Genomic DNA, 17,883 nt, shown 5'->3' on the forward strand with positions numbered 1-17,883 from the left:
CATCCAGGTTCACAGGAAGGAATCGGCGTAATATGGCCGTCGATCGTCTTGTAATAGGATAGCATTGCGCTCGTCTCCTTTATTATGTTTTTGATATCGTCGACTGAAAGGGTCAGGTTTCACAATGCCACCCCCAATATAATTCAAATTTGCCCAAACGTTATTATAACACAAAATAACGAGATTACAAGAGTATGGAGGGTATTTTGAGCAATATTTCTATAAATTCGCGCTAAAATGGAGTTTAAGGCGATATTTGGACGAATTAGAGGATTTATATTCGAACTTCACCGTCTTAAAAAGTTTTTGTGGGTATTCAAAAAAAGGCGGATACACAAAACGTATTCGCCTTTGATTTAAGAATTATATATGTTATTTCCGGTTGAATATAGACATGATATCAGTAAAGTCCTCGTCGTCAATCGAGCTTTCCTTTGACGTATCTTTTACAGGGCCCTCGCGTTTAACGCTTTCCTGGGACTTGTCCCCGTTTAAAGATGAGGTATCGTTGGCTGTTGAGAAACCGGTCGCGATCACCGTGACGCTCATTTCGTCATCCATGTTCTCATCGAACGCAGCACCCCAAATGATATTCGCATCCTGATGCGCCTGCTCGGCGATCATGGAGGAAGCGGTTTCGATTTCATCAAGACCGATATCCGGCGATGATGTAATGTTGATAATGACACCCTTTGCACCGTTGATTGCGGTTTCAAGAAGCGGGCTGGAAATTGCCATGTTGGCAGCTGTTTCCGCCTTATCCTTGCCGGAAGCCCTGCCGACACCCATATGGGCATACCCGGCGTCCTTCATAACGGCAGTTACGTCCGCAAAATCCAGGTTGACCAAACCGGGAAGCTTAATCAGATCGGAAATACTCTGAACGCCCTGGCGCAGAACATCGTCGGCTATGGAAAACGCGTTAAGAAGGGTGATGCGCTGTTCACTTACCAGCTTCAGTCGTTCATTCGGGATGACAACAAGGGAATCCACATGTTCGCGCAAAGCGGCAATGCCGCTTTCAGCCTGTTCCATACGGCGGCGGCCTTCAAAATCAAACGGCTTTGTGACAATGCCAACTGTAAGTACACCCATGTCGCGCGCAATGGAAGCAACAATCGGCGCCGCACCGGTACCCGTGCCGCCGCCCATTCCCGCTGTGATGAACACCATGTCGCTGCCCCGGATGGCGGCTGCGATAGCCTCGCGGCTTTCGTCCGCTGCTTTCTGACCCATTTCCGGCTTCGAACCGGCACCCTTGCCATGGGTTACCTTTTCACCAATCTGTATTTTCTGCGTAGCCTTGGAACGATAAAGTGCCTGTTTATCGGTATTTACACTAATAAACTCAACGCCCTTCACGCCCATGGTGACCATGCGGTCGATTGCGTTTCCGCCACCCCCGCCTACACCAATTACTTTAATTTGCACGATGTTGTCAAAGTCATTTTCTATTTCGATAGCCATGTGCTGCATCCCCTTTACTATACGTCTAAAATTCATGAATGATTTACGTCCATGAAAATTATAATTTTAAACTATATACTAATAATTTATCACGTATTGCATTGAATTTCAATAAAATTCTATCTTATTACTATATTATAATCCGGAATTATATGTTCGCATGCAAATACCGGGCTATTGGGCAGAGCTTGTACTAGAAGACGCTGAAGAAGGGCTCTGTCTGGACGGCGCTGAAGAAATCGCATGGGACGGATCAAAGAAGCTTTTATTATCTTCCGCAGCAACGGAAAGGTTCAGGGTTCCGTACTCATTCTCTTTAATTTTCCCCTCGTCAAGAATTGTTTTTGCAAAACGGATTTTATAATCAAAATCAGACGGCAGTCCCAGATTCATCAAAATACGGGAATCATAGAGGATTTGAATCTTTGATGGATTGCTCAGGTCAATTTCCGTAATTTTGTCTAATTTGTTGTTTGTAATCGCCGCCGTCAGATCCTTAAATATATCCTGCTGCGCGCTGTCCTTGTAGACGATCATTTTCCCTGTTTCCGCCTTTGCCAGCGACAGACCCTTAATGACTGGGAAGTTGGCCGGCATCCGATTGGCGATCTCAAGGACTTTTCCGTTTGTTCCAATCACAATGTATTTTCCCTTGTTCTCCAACACACCGGATACCGGCACTTCGGCAACCTTAATATAGATTTTCGCAGGCAGACCCCGGGAAACCTTTGCGGTTCCGATATAGGGCAACTTTTGCTGTATTGCGGCGCTTGCCCCTTCCGTATTGGCAAGAAAAAGGTTCTCGCCTTTTTTTATTCCTGCCGCCTCAACAATCGCATTCGCTGAATAACGCGAAGTACCCGTGACTTCAATGGCATCTATTTTAAACAGGACGGTCAAGGAAATCACCACAGCCCCCACGGTAACCGTTAAAAAAAGCAGAATATAGAAAACCAGAAGGAATCGGCGTCTCCGGCGCCTGCGCAGCTGTGACCGGCGCTGTGGTGTGGCATATTTGTTACGTACTGCTGGATCTTGTTCCCGCAAATCCGCCACGGGGCGATATTCACCGCTCTTTTTATCATATACACGCGGCGTCAGATCCCTCCTGCTGTTTCGCTTCCTGCTCATTTAAAACCTCCGGTAACGGGTTAGGCCTTTCCCAATAAATATCGCCTAGATTCTTTTAATATCTGCTCCCAGCGAAGCCAGACTCTTTTCCAAACTTTCATATCCACGGTCAAGATGCTTTAAACCACTAATCTGTGTTACTCCCTGCGCCGCAAGCCCCGCAACAACAAGAGCGGCTCCCCCGCGCAGATCGGCAGCCTCCACCGGTGCTCCGGAAAGGCGGCTGACTCCTTCCACAATCGCCACGCGTCCCTCGACCTTAATGTTTGCCCCAAGGCGCAGCAACTCGCCAACATGTTTATATCGGCTTTCAAAAATTGTCTCTATAAAAACGCTTGTTCCGTCCGAAAGCGTGGTCATCGCCATAACTGGTGCCTGCGCATCGGTTGGAAAACCGGGATAGGGCATCGTGCGAACGCTCTTGACTCTTCCGAGCCGTTTCGGCGCGGTAATTTTCATGCTGCTTTTCGATATGTCAAAATGACAGCCGCATTCCTCCAGGATCGGAATGACCGGAGCGATGTGTTCCGGTATGATTTGGGAAACCGTAAGCGTGCTGCCAGTTATTGCGGCGGCGGCTAAAAAAGTGGACGCAGCGATACGGTCCGGAATCACTCTATGTTCGCAGCCACTCAAGGATTTTACGCCTTCTATAACAACGGTGCTTTCGCCCGCCCCATAAATTTTCGCACCGCACGAATTGAGGAAATCGGCTAAATCCCAAATTTCAGGCTCACGCGCCGCATTGGTAATGATGGTTGTTCCCTTTGCGCAGCTGGCTGCGATCATAATATTTTCCGTTGCGCCTACACTCGGGAAAGAAAGATTGATACAGGTGCCCTTTACGCCGTCCGGCGCGCTGCATTTCAGACACCCGTGATCCTCCTCAATAATGACACCCATCTTCCTTAGAGCCAAAAGATGGAGGTCGATCGGCCGCGGCCCCAGTTCACAGCCACCTGGGAAAGAAAGCTCAGCTTTACCCATGCGGCTTACAATCGCACCCAAAAAAATAATCGAAGATCGCATTTCACGCATCAGGCTATCCGGGATTTTACATTGATCCGCGCTCGAGGGATCAATCGCGACATCGTTCCCCGAACGCTGTACCCTGCACCCCAGATAGCGCAAAATTTTCAAAGATGTGTCTACATCCGACAAAACAGGACAATTATGTAGTATGCACTCGTTGTCACAGAGCAATGAGGCCGCCATAAGCGGTAATGTGCTATTTTTTGCACCGTGAATACAAATTTCCCCTGAGAGTTTGTTTGGTCCCTGTATAAAAAGTTCTGACATAGCAACACCCCCACATAGTCTAATGCCATACTATGCGGCTTCTGGCATTGCGGTGATTGCTTTGTCAGTTCCCTGCCAGCACCTCTTTGATAATTTTATAAATCCGCTGATTGGCATCCAGAATTGCCATTGCGCGGGCGTTTTTTCCAAGCGATCGAATCGTGTCCGGATTTTCGAACAGCTCATCGACCAATTTGCAAAGAGCCGCTCCGGAAAGGTCTTTTTCCTCAAGGATTACCGCCGCATGGCGGTCAACCATTGCCATTGCGTTGTGATACTGATGATTTTCCGCAACATTTGGCGACGGAATCAAGATCGAAGCCTTTCCCTGTGCCTGCAATTCGCTCAGCGTAATCGCACCTGCGCGGCAGATAACCAAGTCGGCTGCGGCAAGGCATTCCGGCATATTATGAATATATTCCCGAACATCTATATTGGGACGTTCCGAAAGGTTCACGCCTTTCTCCTTCAGCAAATCAGGGAACCAACCTCCCCACTGGCCGTACCCGTGAATATGCTGGAAACGGCCGGTTTTGGCGCTTTTCACCAGCAGTTCGGCCATCGCCTCGTTGATTTTGCGCGCGCCCTGACTTCCGCCGAAAGAAAGGATCAGCGGCCGGTCGTCCAGACCAAGCGCTTTGCGGCACGCTTCACGGTCCGCGCGGATAACCGCCTGGCGCACCGGATTCCCAGTTAACACGCATTTCGCTGAAGGGGCAAGGAATTTCTGTGCGTCCGCAACGGCGAGCATAGTTTTATCCGCATTCTTGGAAAGCATTTTATTGGTAATGCCCGGATAGGCGTTTTGTTCATGGATAAGCGCCGGTATCTTCATCTTCATTGCTTCGCGGAGAACCGGACCGGCCACATAGCCGCCAGTACCTATGCAGATATCCGGCTGAAAGTCACGGATCATTTTACGTGCTTCTATGCTGGAAGTAACAATATGGACAATCGTCCCGATATTTCTTTTCACGTTTTTCAGGCTGAGCTTGCGCTGAAAACCGGAGATGGTAATGCTTTTAAAATAGAAGCCCGCGGCGGGAATCAAACGTTCCTCCATACCGCCCTTTGCCCCGATGAAAAGGATTTGTGCATCCGGTTCCTTTTCGCACACATAGCCCGCGATGGCGAGCGCCGGGTTGATATGCCCTGCGGTGCCGCCGCCTGCAAATAAAATTCTCATAATAAATCCCCTTTTGCCTCCGCTGCCAGGTCTTGGCTATTTTGAAAACCCTTCAACGAAGCTAAGTTTTTTCGATCGCCGACGTTCGCGAGATGGAAAGCACTATACCCATCTCCGCCAACAGCAGAACCAGCGAGGTACCCCCGTAACTGAAAAACGGCAAGCTGATCCCGGTATTCGGAATTGTATTTGTCACAACGGCGATGTTTAAAACAACCTGCAATCCGACCTGTACAACCAAGCCGATTCCAAGAAGCATGCCAAACTTATCCTTTGCCTTTAGCGAAATATTGATTCCGCGCCAGACAAGCATTGCAAACAGGATAATGATAATCAGCGCGCCAATAAAGCCCAGTTCCTCACAGACAATAGCAAAAATAAAATCGTTCTGCGGCTCTGGAAGGTAAAGATACTTTTGTCTGGACTGCCCCAGCCCAAGGCCGAGCAGGCCACCGGAACCGATGGCGTAAAGCGACTGGCGGGTTTGCCAGGTGTCTTCCATAATCGCCCTGCTCGCATTGGAAAACGGGTCAAGCCAGGCAACAATACGGTCATTGGCATAGCTGAATTTTTTTGTAAACAGAACAAGATAAGCAACCGCCGCTCCCGCCCCGCCAAAGGCAAGACCGAACCAGCGAAGCCGCACCCCGCCGATAAAGAGCATTACAGCCGCAAGCATAACACAAATAACAGTCGCCGAAACATGCGGCTCGAGCACCATCAGCCCTGTCATGGAACCCAAAATGAGTATGTACGGCAAAACACCGTACCGAAAGGTATCCATCCGTTTAAAGTTCAGGGAAATCAAATGGGCGAACACCAGGATTAACGCAAATTTGGCAAGCTCCGAGGGCTGAAACTGGCCAAGCGGCCCAAGGCTGATCCAACGGTGCACACCGCTGATCGGTCTCATGAACAGCACGAGCACGAGCATCATATAGGAAAACAAGAGTATGGGAATCGCAAATTTATGCAAATGATGGTAATCGAAATAGGAAATCGCAATCATAGCCGCAACACCGATGACCGCGAAGAACGCTTGGCGGCTGATAAAGAAATAGCTGCTGCCGTGGCGGTAAAGCGCATTTGCAAAGCTCGCTGAAAAAAGCATAATCAAACCGATAATCAACAGGGTTAATACCAAAAACAGAAAAGGCATATCTAATCCGGAACGCACGGAAAAGACCTTGAACTTTTTCCGGATTCCCTTTGTTTTCGATTCATCTTGCTTTGTAACACGGGGGGCCGTATCGTTTTTTGTTTTTCTTCCTGCCATTTTTGTCCCCCTTTCAGTGCATCAGGGTAATTGTCAAAACGAATTTAAACATATTGATGCGAAAAATTTGTCATAAAAAATGGAAGCAGCAACAATATAGCGCTCTTTCTATGGATATCCTTCGCATATATTGTGGAAATATTCAAGCTTAAAACCCGTAATAAACAAGTAATGCGGAACAAATGCCAAACACGACCGTCACCAGCGCGAACACCCTGCAGATTTTGATTTCACTCCAGCCGCAAAGCTCAAAATGATGATGGATCGGGCTCATTTTAAACAGTCTTTTTCCATGTGTAGCCTTAAAATACGAAACCTGCAAAACAACGGAGAGGATTTCGCAGATATAGACGATACCAAGGGGCAAAATCAAAATCGGCAGGTTCAGGCCAAAGCCCAGCGCGCAGACAATACCGCCCAAAAACAGCGAGCCCGTATCGCCCATAAACACCTTTGCCGGATTAAAATTCCAGATTAAGAAACCAAGGCAGCCACCCGCAGACGCCGCCGCGAAGATACTCAAAGCGTTTACGCCCATCATGCCGGAAAGCAGCATAAAGAACAAGCATACAAAAAACGTTACTGTCGCGTTCAGGCCATCGATTCCATCCGTAAAATTGACGGCGTTCACCATTCCGACAATGCCAAAAAACGCAATTATCCAGTACCAGATGCCAAGGTTCACGCTGCCCCAGAAGGGAATCAGCGTTACGGCAGTACCCCCTGCAAGATACAGCGAATAGAGGTATGCCGCCGCAATCAAAAATTGCAGGACCAGCTTCTGCCGCACATTTAAGCCCAAATTACGCTTTTTCACAACCTTTATGTAATCGTCGAAAAAGCCAACCGCGCCGAAAGCGACCGCCATTAATAAACCGCCGAATATCTTCGTGCGCATCAGCATGGCAAGCGAATTCTGTTTTGTATACGTATAATACATCGGCACGCAAAGGAGAATCGCTACCGCAATTCCTATGATAAACATAAAGCCGCCCATGGTTGGTGTTCCGTTCTTTTTGCTGTGCCATTTGGGACCCACTTCACGAATCGTCTGTCCAAAATTGATTTTGTGAAGGAAAGGCACCATCCACTTCCCGATAATTGCAGTAATTGCGAAAGAAAGCACGGCTGCTAACGCAGTCCAAAACAAATTCATAATATTCTAACTCCACCTTTAGTTGTTGTTGCCCGCCAAGCCGGAACGGACTTGTTTTTTATTATATCATATTCTTTCAAGCATTTCTCTTTCAAGATGAATGTTGTTTAAAGCCTCAAGCACATCTGCAAAAGAGATTCCCGCAGTAATCGCCGCAACAGAAGCCGCAAGGGCGTCGCCGACCGGTTCTAGCGTCGGCGAAGAAAGCCGCGCCCGGCCGATAACCCCCACGCCGATGATTTCAAACGCGGCAAATCCCTCCGGCGTTTTCCGAATATTTCTGGCGGTGAAATCCGCGTTATCGCTGGAAACGGAATACGTAATCGGATGATACTCAGCCACTTCCGGCAGGGCGGACAAACTGTATTCCGCCACACAGGCCGCAAAGCCGGAAGCGGAAGGAATGTCATCCGCGCCGCAAAGAAGCAGCACCGCCGGCTGTGTGTTTTCCATGGCAGGTTCTCCGGCGGGCTGCGCGATGTAATTCTCCCTTCCGCAAAACGCCAGAATCGCATTCAGTATGGATAAAGTATTCCCCTTTTTATCACTTACAGCAATCTGTTTTTTGACAGAATGAAGATTTTCCATGCGGCCATCTCCTTTATCCTTCTACTCAACCTGGTTCGGCTCAATAAAGCCAACCACGACTACCGTGCCCGGCGGTACCTTGGTTCCCGCGGCAATGCTCTGCGAGTTGGAAACCGGATTCGTTCCGGTCAGCGCCGCACCGGTAATACTGATATTCAGCCCGGCGTTTGCCGCCGTCTTATTTGCCGCTGCAAGCGACATTCCGGTGAGTTTTGGAACCGTCACTATTGTATCCGAGCTTTTCTCATCTGTGAAGAGTACCATTGTGCCGTTTTGGGGTATGGTTTTACCGGACTCCGGCACCTGGGAAACAATTTTCGATCCGCTGCCGTAAATCTTCGGCGTAAGCTTCTGCTTATTGAGTATGGATTTTGCCTCGTCAATCGTTTTTCCGACGACATCCGGCGCTTTTACGTCGAGCTTTGCCAATTCGCTGTCGGTATATTTTCGCTGCACGCCGAGATACGGAAGGATTTCCTCCATTGTCTTTGCAAAGACAGGCCCCGCTACGGCTGCGCCGTAGTAACTGCCTCCATGCGGTTCGTCGAAAAACACTAGCATGGCAATCTGGGGATCATCCGCCGGAGCAAAACCTCCGTACGAAGCGATGTACTGCATAACGCCCGTCTTCTGCTTAACGTCCATTTTCTGGGAGGTCCCTGTTTTTCCACCAATGCGGTACCCCGGCAGGTAACCGTTTTTCGCCGTGCCGATGGTAGCGTTCAACTGTAGAATTTTGCACATGCGGGCGGAAGTATCCGCCGAAATCACCTGGCGTTTGGGCGTTGTGTCCGCCGTTTTAACAATGTTCCCGTCTTCGTCCAGAATTTGACTGACGACATGGGGCTGCACCAGGTAACCACCGTTGGAAACCGCGGCGATTGCCGTAATCATTTGAATCGGCGTAATACTGAAGTTCTGCCCGAACGATTCGGTCGCGAGTTCAACCGGGTTCAATTGTTCGGGCGTATAGTAAATCGTCCGCAGCGGCTCGCCGGGAAGGTCTATGCCCGTTTTGCTTGTGAAGCCAAAGGCGGAGAAATATTTAAAAAATCTCTGCGGTCCTAGTTTTTCACCGATCTGGATGAAAACCGGATTGCAGGAATTGCATAAGCCTTGTACAAAAGTCTCACTTCCATGACCGTAGGAACGCCAGCAATGGATTGTTTCGGAAGCAACTTTAATCGACCCGTTGCAGAAAAACGGCGTATTTTCGTTGACAATACCTTCTTCCATGGCGGCTGAACCCGTAATCATTTTAAAAACGGAACCGGGGTAATAGGTATCGCTGATGGATTTATTCCGCCATTGCTTTTCCTGCGCGGCTTTCAAAGCGGCTTTTTTCGCATCGCCATCCGGCATAGCGGCAATTTTCGCCGCTTCTTCCTTATCAGCAATTGCAAACGGGTTGTTCGGGTCAAAATCCCCCTTGACCGCCATACCGAGAATTGCGCCCGTTTTCACATTCATAACAATCGCGCAGGCGCGGTTTCCAACCTTATTTTCTTTTACGCCTTCTTCAAGGTTCTTTTCCAAAAAATGCTGTACGACCTCGTCAATGGTAAGGACAAGGCTGTTGCCGTTCTGAGCATTCACCTTTTGTTCATACTGAAATGGCATATCCGTTCCGATTGCGTTTTTTGCAGTGACCAGTTTTCCCGGCACACCGGTCAAATAGCTGTCATACTGCTTTTCAAGGCCGTACAAACCCTGATTGTCCGTTCCTGTGAAACCAAGAACAGAAGCCGCAAATTCCCCATAGGGATAATACCTTTTAAAATCTTCGATTAAACGTATCCCGTTGTCAATTTTATGCTCAACTTTAAATTTGATAATCTGGTCTTTTACGTCGGTTTCCACTTTCCGTTTTAATTCATCATAGTAGGTTTTCTTCATGCTGCGCTTGATGATTTCGTTTTTATCCATTCCTAAGATTTTAGAAAGCCCTTCCGCAATCACCTCGCGGTTTTTATCCGTTATAAACGCGGGTTCCAGCACAACCTTCCAAACGCTGGCACTTTCGGCAAGCGGCTTCATATTGCAGTCATAAATTGTTCCCCGCTGTGCGCTGAAAACGGTGTCCTTCAGTTGCTGGTCAACTGCGCGCGTCTGCAAGCTGGAGCCTTCCACAAGCTGCAGCCTTGCCAGGCTGAATACAATTGCGCCAAAACCAACGATGATCAAAGCCAGCAGCACAAAAATAGTGCGGCGCCACATTCGTATTGTTGTGCCTTTTGACATTTTCTTTCCTCCAAATACATTGCGTTACAAAAATGAGAGTTAAGATTCGCTCTCAACTCTCCCTTATCGCATGCCTAACCGAACATCTCTCGAATTCGGGTAGTAATACTTATTGATCAACTATTTTTTTTATGACAACAAATGCCGGATCGCATTCCAAATGGAAGAAAGCCAGTTTTCCCCGGCGTCACTCTCAAGGACCTGTATTTTATCCCCTTTGGAAAGGGAGATCGGTTCCACCTGATTTTGTGCTATTTTTTGCAATCCGAGTTTCCCGGTTGCATAGTTTTCCACCGTTTCAAGGGAAAGCTTTGAATTCGCCTTCATCTGCGTCTGTGTGTACACGCTTTCACTTTCGCTCAGCGTTTTTGCCGCTGCGTTCAGGTTGTCTGTTAATTCGGTGAGCTGTACCTGGCCGTAAACATATGTACCGACAATCCCGAGCATAACGGTCAAAGCAAGGAAATAAGATACGGCCCGGAACGGCTTTGCCCCGGTTTTGCGGTTTTGTTCCAGTTTTTCCTTAGGAATCTCTATGATATTGTCTTTTTTCCGCGGCGCCTCCTGCTGCCGCTTTGGCTCAAATAACGCAAAATCATAAGCCCCGTTGCTGTTTGATGCAGCCATACTTCCACTCCCTTGTCTGAATATTCGTATTTACAGTTTGATGCAAACCCGGAGCCTTGCGCTTCGGCTGCGCGGATTTTGTTCCAACTCCGCCTCCGATGGTGCCAGACCCTTTTTATAAAGAAGCTCCGCCTGCGGCTTTTTCCCGCACACGCAAACCGGAAAATCCGGCGGACATGTGCACCCCGTGCACCACGAAGCCATTCTCTGTTTTACAATACGGTCTTCCAACGAATGGAAAGTAATAACTGCAAGCCTTCCGCCCGGTTTTAAAATGGAAAACGCGGCGTCCAATCCCTGTGACAGCCTGTCCAGTTCCCCATTCACCGCAATCCGCAGCGCTTGAAAGGTCTTGCGCGCGGGATGTCCCTGCTCCCGCCTTACCGCCGCCGGAACGGAAGCTTTAATCACTTCCGCCAACTGCAGCGTTGTTTCAATCGGCGCATGTTCCCTTGCCTTAACAATACCCTTTGCAATGCTGCGCGCATTTTTATCTTCGCCATAGCGGCTGATGATCTGCGCCAGTTCCTGCCACGTAAGGGTATTCACCAAATCCCTGGCGGAAACGCCCTGCTTGCTCATCCGCATATCCAGCGGCGCGTCGCTATGGTAGGAAAACCCGCGCTCCGGGTTGTCAAGCTGATAGGAAGAAACGCCTATGTCTAAGAGAACACCGTCGACGGGAACCAAATGAAGCTTCTCCGCCACTTCGGCCATCTCGGAAAAATTCGCCTGATAAACCGTAGAACAGGGATTGTTTTTCAATCTTTTGGTAACCGCGCGGATGGCATCCGGATCCTGATCAATGGACAGGAGCCTGCCCGTTGTGAGCTTGTCCGCAATGGCCTTGGAATGCCCGCCCCCACCGGCTGTACCGTCAATATAAATCCCGTCCGGACGAATCGCCAAACTTTGGATTGTTTCGTCAAACAGTACCGGTTTGTGTTGAAATTCCATAATATCGCCTGTTTACAGTTCAAGCATATCCATTGCTTCGGCTATGCTCTCTTCTGTTAAGTTCAAATTGAATTCGTTCCAGCGACCGGTATCCCAAATTTCCGCCCGGCTGGAAGCCCCGATGAAGGTTACGTCCTTGGTAAGATTCGCGTGCTCACGCAATACCTGCGGAATCAGGATGCGGCCCTGCCTGTCCGGCTCAGCCTCCGCCGCACCGGAAAAGAAGAAGCGCTGAAGACCCCTTGCTTTGGAAATCGGCATCGCTTTTACCTTATCCTGAAGCTTTGCCCACTCTTCGGGCGGAAGAACAAAAAGGCAACCGTCCAGACCCTTTGTGATATAAAAATGCTCGCCCAGATCCTCACGGAATCTGGCCGGAACAATCACACGGCCCTTCGTGTCAATATTATGTTGGTACTCACCGATCAACATAGCAAGCCACTTACCGAGCAATAGCGCAACATGTCATATTACCCACATTGTGCTACTTGTCCCCACCTTTCACCACTTGTGTTTTGATTATAACGTATTTATTGAATAATTGCAACTATTTATTTTTTGATTATTATTACCAATTTCCCTTGATTTTTCACGCTTTTACTTATTTTGAAGAAATAAAAAGCACACCACAAGATCTTGTGGTGTGCTTTGCAAAAAACGACAAAACATTTGTTAATTTTGACCTGACCGCTGCGACGCTTTGATGTTCTGGCGTGTCTGGCGAAGCTCCGCAAGGTTGGCAGAAAGACCGTCGTCCGTACGCTTCATCAGGTCGTCTATGTAATCATTGGAGGCTTTCCGCATTTCGCGGCACCTTGCCTGCGTCTGACTAAGGATATCGTTTGCTTTCTGCTGCGCCTGCTTCACAATTTCATCCTGATTCACCATAGCCTTAGCCCGTTCTTCCGCAACACGGACAATAGTTTCCGCCTCGCGCTTCGCATCAGCGATAATCTGGGCGCGATCCGCGCAGATTGCCCGCGCCTGGCGGATTTCCTGAGGAAGGCTGCTGCGGATTTCATCGAGGATTTGCCTTACTTCTTCTGCGTTGAGAACCGCACGTCCGCGGCTAAGGGGAAAACTCCATGCCTTTTCAACCATTTCATACAGTTCGTCAAGCAATTCTTCCGTGTTTAGCTCACTCATTCGTTTTTCCTCCCCCTGCGTATAAACGTTTTTTAATATCGTCCAAGATGCAGTCCGGCACAAAGTTAGAAATATCGCCGCCGAAACATGCAATCTGCTTTACAATACTGGAGCTTAAAAACATATTTTCCGAATTCGTGGTTAAAAACATGGTTTCAAGATTCGGATTCAATTTCTTATTGGTCAGCGCCTGCTGAAATTCATACTCAAAGTCCGACAGCGCCCGCAAACCTTTTACAATCGCCGTTACCCCGCGCTCCCGTGCGTAATCGGCCAACAGGCCGTCAAACCCGACGACTTCCACATCGTCCATATCCTTGGTGCACTTTTTCAGAAGAGCAATACGCTCGTCCACCGTAAACATGGTATGTTTTTCAGGGTTTACAAGAACGGCGACAATGGTTTTGTCAAAGACTTTACGTGCCCGATTGATAATGTCCAAATGGCCTAATGTAACCGGATCGAAGCTGCCCGGGCAAATTGCTGTTTTCATTGTGAGGTCACGTCCTTATGTCTGTAGAATGTTATCTGGATTTTTCCATAGCGGTAGCTACGTCCCCGAACAAATTCTCCTGCCGTTTCGGGTATGTCGTCATCACAAGGATACTCACAGATAATGATTCCGCCCTTGTTCATACGGCCGGCTACCATGGGCAGCGCACGCTGTAAAAGGCCGGTACGATACGGCGGGTCGAGAAACGCTATGTCAAAAGGTTCCTCATTCTGCATTAAAAACGAAGCAAAATCCATATTTTTTATATGGGCGCTTTCAAGCAGGCCCGTGTTTTCAAGGTTCTTCTGCACTACGGCAAGGGAGTTTTTATTTGCATCGACAAACACCGCTTCCCTCGCGCCGCGGCTCAGCGCCTCAATGCCAAGCTGGCCGGTTCCCGCGAAAAGGTCCAGAACCCGCCGCCCTTCAATTTCAAACTGTATAGCGCTGAACAATGCTTCTTTCACTCTTTCGGGCGTGGGGCGGATATCCTCCCCCTCCGGCGTGGTCAACCGTTTCCCGCGCGCCAGTCCGGTTATTACTCTCATTTATAAAAACTCCTTAAATTGCATAATACAACTTTATATCCGATATTATCCCATTTCACCGCCGCTGTGTCAACTTTTTTCCGCTTCCGGGTGGAAAGAATCGTACACTTTTTGCGCAGCCGGTTTCGTCATGCCCGGCACAGCGCAAAGTTCTTCCAAATCCGCATTTTTGATTGCTGTAATCATCTTAAAATGCCTTAGAAGCGCCTTTGCCCGCGAAGGGCCGATCCCTTCAATTGAAGTCAAAGTGGAAGAAATCGTGGATTTTTTCCGCGTCTGTCGGTGGTATCCGATGGCAAACCGGTGAACCTCCTCCTGAATGGAAGAAACCAGCGTAAAAGCCTTCCGGTTGGAATGAATTGCGATTTCCCCACCGTCAAAGGCGATCGCCCTCGTCCGGTGCTTGTCGTCCTTTACCATCCCGAAAAGCGGGATTTGCAGGCCGGCGGCTTCCAGCACGGGTTTTACCGCGCTCACCTGACCCTGACCGCCGTCCAGCAGAATCAAATCGGGCAGCCTTCCGAAACCGTCGGATATATTCTTCCCCTGCGCATCAAAATATTCACGGATACGCCGTTCCATGACTTCATGCATAGAGGCGTAATCATCCTGTCCTTCGACCGTTTTTATTTTAAATTTCCGGTAAGCGGATTTTAAAGGCCTACCGTTTTCAAAAACGACCATACCCGCCACATTTTCGCTTCCCGCCAGATTTGATATATCATACGATTCAATATAAATCGGCGGTTTTTCCATTCCAAGTAGCCGTCCCAGTTCATCCAGAGCCGACGCTTCGCGCACGGTGCGCCCCGTTGCCTGCGCCACCTGCTCGGCGGCGTTGTTGCGGCACATTTCCACAAGCTTCGCCTGCTCGCCTTTCTGCGGAACGGACAGAACCACTTTCCTTCCCGCTTTTTGCGAAAGCCAGTCCCTTAACAGCTCCATTCCCTCGGCTACCCCGTCCAGGCAGATACGCGGAGGAACACGGTCCCGCATGGAATAGTAGCGCTCGATGAATTCGCCGCGGGCGGCCTTCGGATTTCCCGTTTCCCCCACTAAAAAGGTTTCCCGGTCGCAAAGGCGTCCGTCCAAAAAGCGGAAAACCTCAAAGCAGCTTGTCCCCGCTCCCTGTGCCAGCGCGATCACATCCTGCTCCGGCACGCGCGTGGCAACAACCTTTTGGCGGTCGCCCATCCGTTTAATCGCCGCAAGGCGGTCGCGGATTCTTGCCGCGCGTTCGAATTCCATCGCTTCGGCAGCCTCCTCCATTTTCTGGGTGAGCTGCCGCACGCACTGCGCGCTGCCGCCGCGCAGAAAGTCAATCGCTTCCTCAACGCCTTCATTGTATTCCTCTTCGGAAATTTTCCCGCGGCAAGGCGCGCAGCACTGCTTAATATAATAGTTCAGGCAGGGTCTTGCCTTCCCGATATCCTGCGGAAATTTCCGAGTACAGGTCGGCAGCTTGAAAATTTTCAGCGCTTCATCCACGGATTGCTTCGTCGCCCACGAACTGACGTAGGGGCCGATATAGCGCGCGCCGTCGTCGGCAATCTGCTTTGCCTCGGATATCCGCGGCCACGGGCCCGCGGTTACCTTAATATAATGATACCCCTTGTCGTCCTTTAGCAGAATATTGTATTTGGGCATATGCTGCTTGATCAGGCTGCATTCCAAAACAAGGGCTTCAAATTCGCTGTCCGTAAGGATATATTCAAAATACTCGACATTCGCGACCATGCGGCGCACCTTTTTGTCATGGTTCTTTTCCGAGCCAAAGTACTGGCTCACCCGGTTTTTTAGCGCCTTTGCCTTGCCGATATAAATAATCTTTCCGGTTTTATCGTGCATAATATAAACGCCCGGATTCATGGGAAGCCGCATGGCACGCTTGCGCAGCTCTTTTATATGTTTTTCATGATCGGTCATTACATTCTCCCTCGAGGATAACAATACAAAAAAAGCACCGCTGACTAAGCGGTGCTATTTGTCGGAAAAATTACTCGGTGAAGCCGGACTCTACCAATTCTACAAGGCTATTTACAGCTTCTTCTTCGTCCGTACCATCTGCAATAATCCGGATGGTGGTTCCGCCGACGATTCCAAGAGATAATACACCCAGTAAGCTTTTCGCATTCACACGTCTTTCTTCTTTTTCAACCCAAATGGAGGATTTAAACTCATTTGCTTTTTGGATAAAGAAAGTCGCCGGACGGGCATGGAGTCCCACCTGATTCTGGACCAGAACTTCTTTAACACACATTACTTATTCACTCCTAACAGAAAATCCATTCCGCCTAACATTATTAGCTAAGTTTTAAGATTCAAGGCTATTATAGCACAATTCGGTTAACCGTCAACAAAATAAAAAAACTTTGGATTGATGACCGAATCGGAACGTTTATGTTTGGTCTTGCTTTGTGCAATATGCTGTTATTGTTGAAAACTTTTGGCCCCTTTGCTATGACGATCTTCCATTTTATTCGATTTCAGCTTTTTTATCTCCCATATTTTTCAATTTTTCCTGAAAATCAGATAAAAACTTATAGTCTTCTTCTGTCAAATCCGCCGCTTCCAGTAATTCCGGGCGCTTTAAAGCGGTACGGATTAACGACTGCTGCCTGCGCCATTTGCGCACGTTTTCATGATGCCCGGTAACAAGCTCCTCCGGTATCTTGATTCCTCTCCAAACAGCCGGCCGGGTATACTGCGGGTACTCCAAAATCGAATGGAAATGGCTTTCTTCCTGATAACATTCCGCACCCGAAAGCACCCCGTCGATCATGCGGCAGACCGCATCCGCCAGAACGAGCGCAGGAAGCTCCCCGCCAGTAACAACATAATCCCCAATCGAGATTTCTTCATCCACATACTGGTCAATAATGCGTTCGTCTATTCCTTCATAATGCCCGCAAAGCAAAGCAAGGTTCGGATATTCCGCCAATTCCCTTACCCGCTGCTGCGTCAGGGTTTTCCCCTGCGGGGACATATACACCAGATGCGGCTTTTCCCCCAGTTCCTCAATCAGGTTATCGATGCAGAGGGCGATCGGCTCCGCCATCAGGAGCATCCCCTTTCCGCCGCCGAAGGGGGCGTCATCGACCCGTTTATGCTTATCATATGCGAAATCACGGATTTGGTGGCAATGCACTTCGATTGCGCCTTTTTTACGGGCACGTCCGATAATGCTTTCGGACATTACCGCTTCGCACATATCGGGAAAAAGAGTTAGAAAGTCAATCCGCATCGTCAAAAATCCCCTTAAGCGGCCGGATTTGCATTTTACCGCCTTCTAAATTAACATGAATGATTACATCCGGTATAGCAGGAATCAAATAATTCTTCTTATCTACCGAAGTAATCTGATAAACGTCGTTTGCACCGGTTTGAAGAATATCGGTCAGCGTACCGTAGTAAATAAAGGTATCGGCATCGTACACATCCATGCCGATCAGATCCTGCATAAAATAAGAACCCTCATCCAGCTTCGCGTCCTCACGGCGGATATAAAGCACCTTTCCGCGCAGCGTATCGCCCTGTTCAACGGTATCGATCCCTTTCAGCTTCAGCAAAAGCTGATTTTTATGAACGCGTGAAGATTCAACAAGCCCTTCTTTTGCGCCCTTATCCCAATACAGCCTTTTAAACCCCGTCAAAAACGCGGCGGAATCGCACCACGGATCGACCCGGAGTTCGCCGTGAAGGCCATGGGTGCCCACGACCTTTCCCGCTTCTAAAAACTGATGCAGCATAATGACCTCCACAATTCTA

Annotated in this window: 18 protein-coding genes; all 18 read right to left on the bottom strand. The window is 48.9% G+C overall.

Translation table 11 applies throughout. The features are described from left to right. Positions 1-372: 372 nt before the first annotated feature. The gene (ftsZ, locus tag CAGA_RS10355; protein ID WP_135660549.1) at positions 373-1,467 is read right to left on the bottom strand and encodes a cell division protein FtsZ; all 1,095 of its coding nucleotides are present in this window, start codon (positions 1,465-1,467) and stop codon (positions 373-375) included. A 174-nt stretch (positions 1,468-1,641) separates the two neighbouring features. Beyond that, the gene (locus CAGA_RS10360) at positions 1,642-2,598 is read right to left on the bottom strand and encodes a cell division protein FtsQ/DivIB (RefSeq protein WP_135660551.1); all 957 of its coding nucleotides are present in this window, start codon (positions 2,596-2,598) and stop codon (positions 1,642-1,644) included. Positions 2,599-2,643: 45 nt separating this feature from the next. After that, positions 2,644-3,897: a UDP-N-acetylglucosamine 1-carboxyvinyltransferase gene (gene murA / locus CAGA_RS10365; protein WP_135660553.1), complete on the bottom strand. Its 1,254-nt coding sequence runs from the start codon at positions 3,895-3,897 to the stop codon at positions 2,644-2,646. Positions 3,898-3,961: 64 nt separating this feature from the next. Further along, positions 3,962-5,083, bottom strand: a complete 1,122-nt coding sequence (murG, locus tag CAGA_RS10370; protein WP_135660555.1) for an undecaprenyldiphospho-muramoylpentapeptide beta-N-acetylglucosaminyltransferase — start codon at positions 5,081-5,083, stop codon at positions 3,962-3,964. Between the two features lie 61 nt (positions 5,084-5,144). After that, the gene (gene ftsW, locus CAGA_RS10375) at positions 5,145-6,242 is read right to left on the bottom strand and encodes a putative lipid II flippase FtsW (RefSeq protein WP_167875224.1); all 1,098 of its coding nucleotides are present in this window, start codon (positions 6,240-6,242) and stop codon (positions 5,145-5,147) included. A 265-nt stretch (positions 6,243-6,507) separates the two neighbouring features. Continuing rightward, a complete protein-coding gene (gene mraY / locus CAGA_RS10380) occupies positions 6,508-7,515 on the bottom strand; it encodes a phospho-N-acetylmuramoyl-pentapeptide-transferase (RefSeq protein WP_135660559.1) in 1,008 nt (335 codons plus the stop codon). A gap of 66 nt (positions 7,516-7,581) precedes the next feature. Continuing rightward, entirely contained in the window at positions 7,582-8,103 is a 522-nt protein-coding gene (locus CAGA_RS10385) for a hypothetical protein (protein WP_135660561.1), read from the bottom strand. A 21-nt stretch (positions 8,104-8,124) separates the two neighbouring features. After that, positions 8,125-10,344 carry a penicillin-binding transpeptidase domain-containing protein gene (locus CAGA_RS10390; protein WP_135660563.1) on the bottom strand — a complete coding sequence of 740 codons (2,220 nt, stop codon included), beginning with the start codon at positions 10,342-10,344 and terminating at the stop codon, positions 8,125-8,127. Positions 10,345-10,473: 129 nt separating this feature from the next. After that, positions 10,474-10,971 carry a hypothetical protein gene (locus CAGA_RS10395; RefSeq protein WP_135660565.1) on the bottom strand — a complete coding sequence of 166 codons (498 nt, stop codon included), beginning with the start codon at positions 10,969-10,971 and terminating at the stop codon, positions 10,474-10,476. A gap of 30 nt (positions 10,972-11,001) precedes the next feature. Beyond that, positions 11,002-11,928 carry a 16S rRNA (cytosine(1402)-N(4))-methyltransferase RsmH gene (gene rsmH / locus CAGA_RS10400; RefSeq protein ID WP_135660567.1) on the bottom strand — a complete coding sequence of 309 codons (927 nt, stop codon included), beginning with the start codon at positions 11,926-11,928 and terminating at the stop codon, positions 11,002-11,004. 12 nt (positions 11,929-11,940) lie between these two features. Beyond that, positions 11,941-12,360, bottom strand: a complete 420-nt coding sequence (gene mraZ / locus CAGA_RS10405; RefSeq protein ID WP_135660569.1) for a division/cell wall cluster transcriptional repressor MraZ — start codon at positions 12,358-12,360, stop codon at positions 11,941-11,943. A 240-nt stretch (positions 12,361-12,600) separates the two neighbouring features. Next, positions 12,601-13,074: an ATP synthase subunit B family protein gene (locus tag CAGA_RS10410; RefSeq protein ID WP_135660571.1), complete on the bottom strand. Its 474-nt coding sequence runs from the start codon at positions 13,072-13,074 to the stop codon at positions 12,601-12,603. Continuing rightward, positions 13,067-13,567: a pantetheine-phosphate adenylyltransferase gene (gene coaD / locus CAGA_RS10415; protein ID WP_135660573.1), complete on the bottom strand. Its 501-nt coding sequence runs from the start codon at positions 13,565-13,567 to the stop codon at positions 13,067-13,069. Before coaD ends, CAGA_RS10410 begins: the two co-directional genes overlap by 8 nt. Beyond that, a complete protein-coding gene (rsmD, locus tag CAGA_RS10420) occupies positions 13,564-14,115 on the bottom strand; it encodes a 16S rRNA (guanine(966)-N(2))-methyltransferase RsmD (protein WP_135660575.1) in 552 nt (183 codons plus the stop codon). The genes coaD and rsmD overlap by 4 nt, the downstream gene beginning before the upstream one ends. 69 nt (positions 14,116-14,184) lie before the next feature. Then, the gene (gene uvrC / locus CAGA_RS10425) at positions 14,185-16,041 is read right to left on the bottom strand and encodes an excinuclease ABC subunit UvrC (protein ID WP_135660577.1); all 1,857 of its coding nucleotides are present in this window, start codon (positions 16,039-16,041) and stop codon (positions 14,185-14,187) included. A gap of 70 nt (positions 16,042-16,111) precedes the next feature. After that, the gene (locus CAGA_RS10430; RefSeq protein ID WP_135660579.1) at positions 16,112-16,375 is read right to left on the bottom strand and encodes an HPr family phosphocarrier protein; all 264 of its coding nucleotides are present in this window, start codon (positions 16,373-16,375) and stop codon (positions 16,112-16,114) included. A gap of 216 nt (positions 16,376-16,591) precedes the next feature. After that, positions 16,592-17,359: a tRNA (guanosine(37)-N1)-methyltransferase TrmD gene (gene trmD, locus CAGA_RS10435; protein ID WP_135660581.1), complete on the bottom strand. Its 768-nt coding sequence runs from the start codon at positions 17,357-17,359 to the stop codon at positions 16,592-16,594. Further along, positions 17,349-17,864, bottom strand: coding sequence for a ribosome maturation factor RimM (gene rimM / locus CAGA_RS10440; RefSeq protein WP_135660583.1), 516 nt, complete (start codon positions 17,862-17,864; stop codon positions 17,349-17,351). The genes trmD and rimM overlap by 11 nt, the downstream gene beginning before the upstream one ends. Positions 17,865-17,883 lie beyond the last annotated feature (19 nt).

The sequence above is a fragment of the Caproiciproducens galactitolivorans genome, from assembly GCF_004768785.1.
In the GTDB taxonomy this organism is placed as follows: Bacteria; Bacillota; Clostridia; order Oscillospirales; family Acutalibacteraceae; genus Caproiciproducens; species Caproiciproducens galactitolivorans.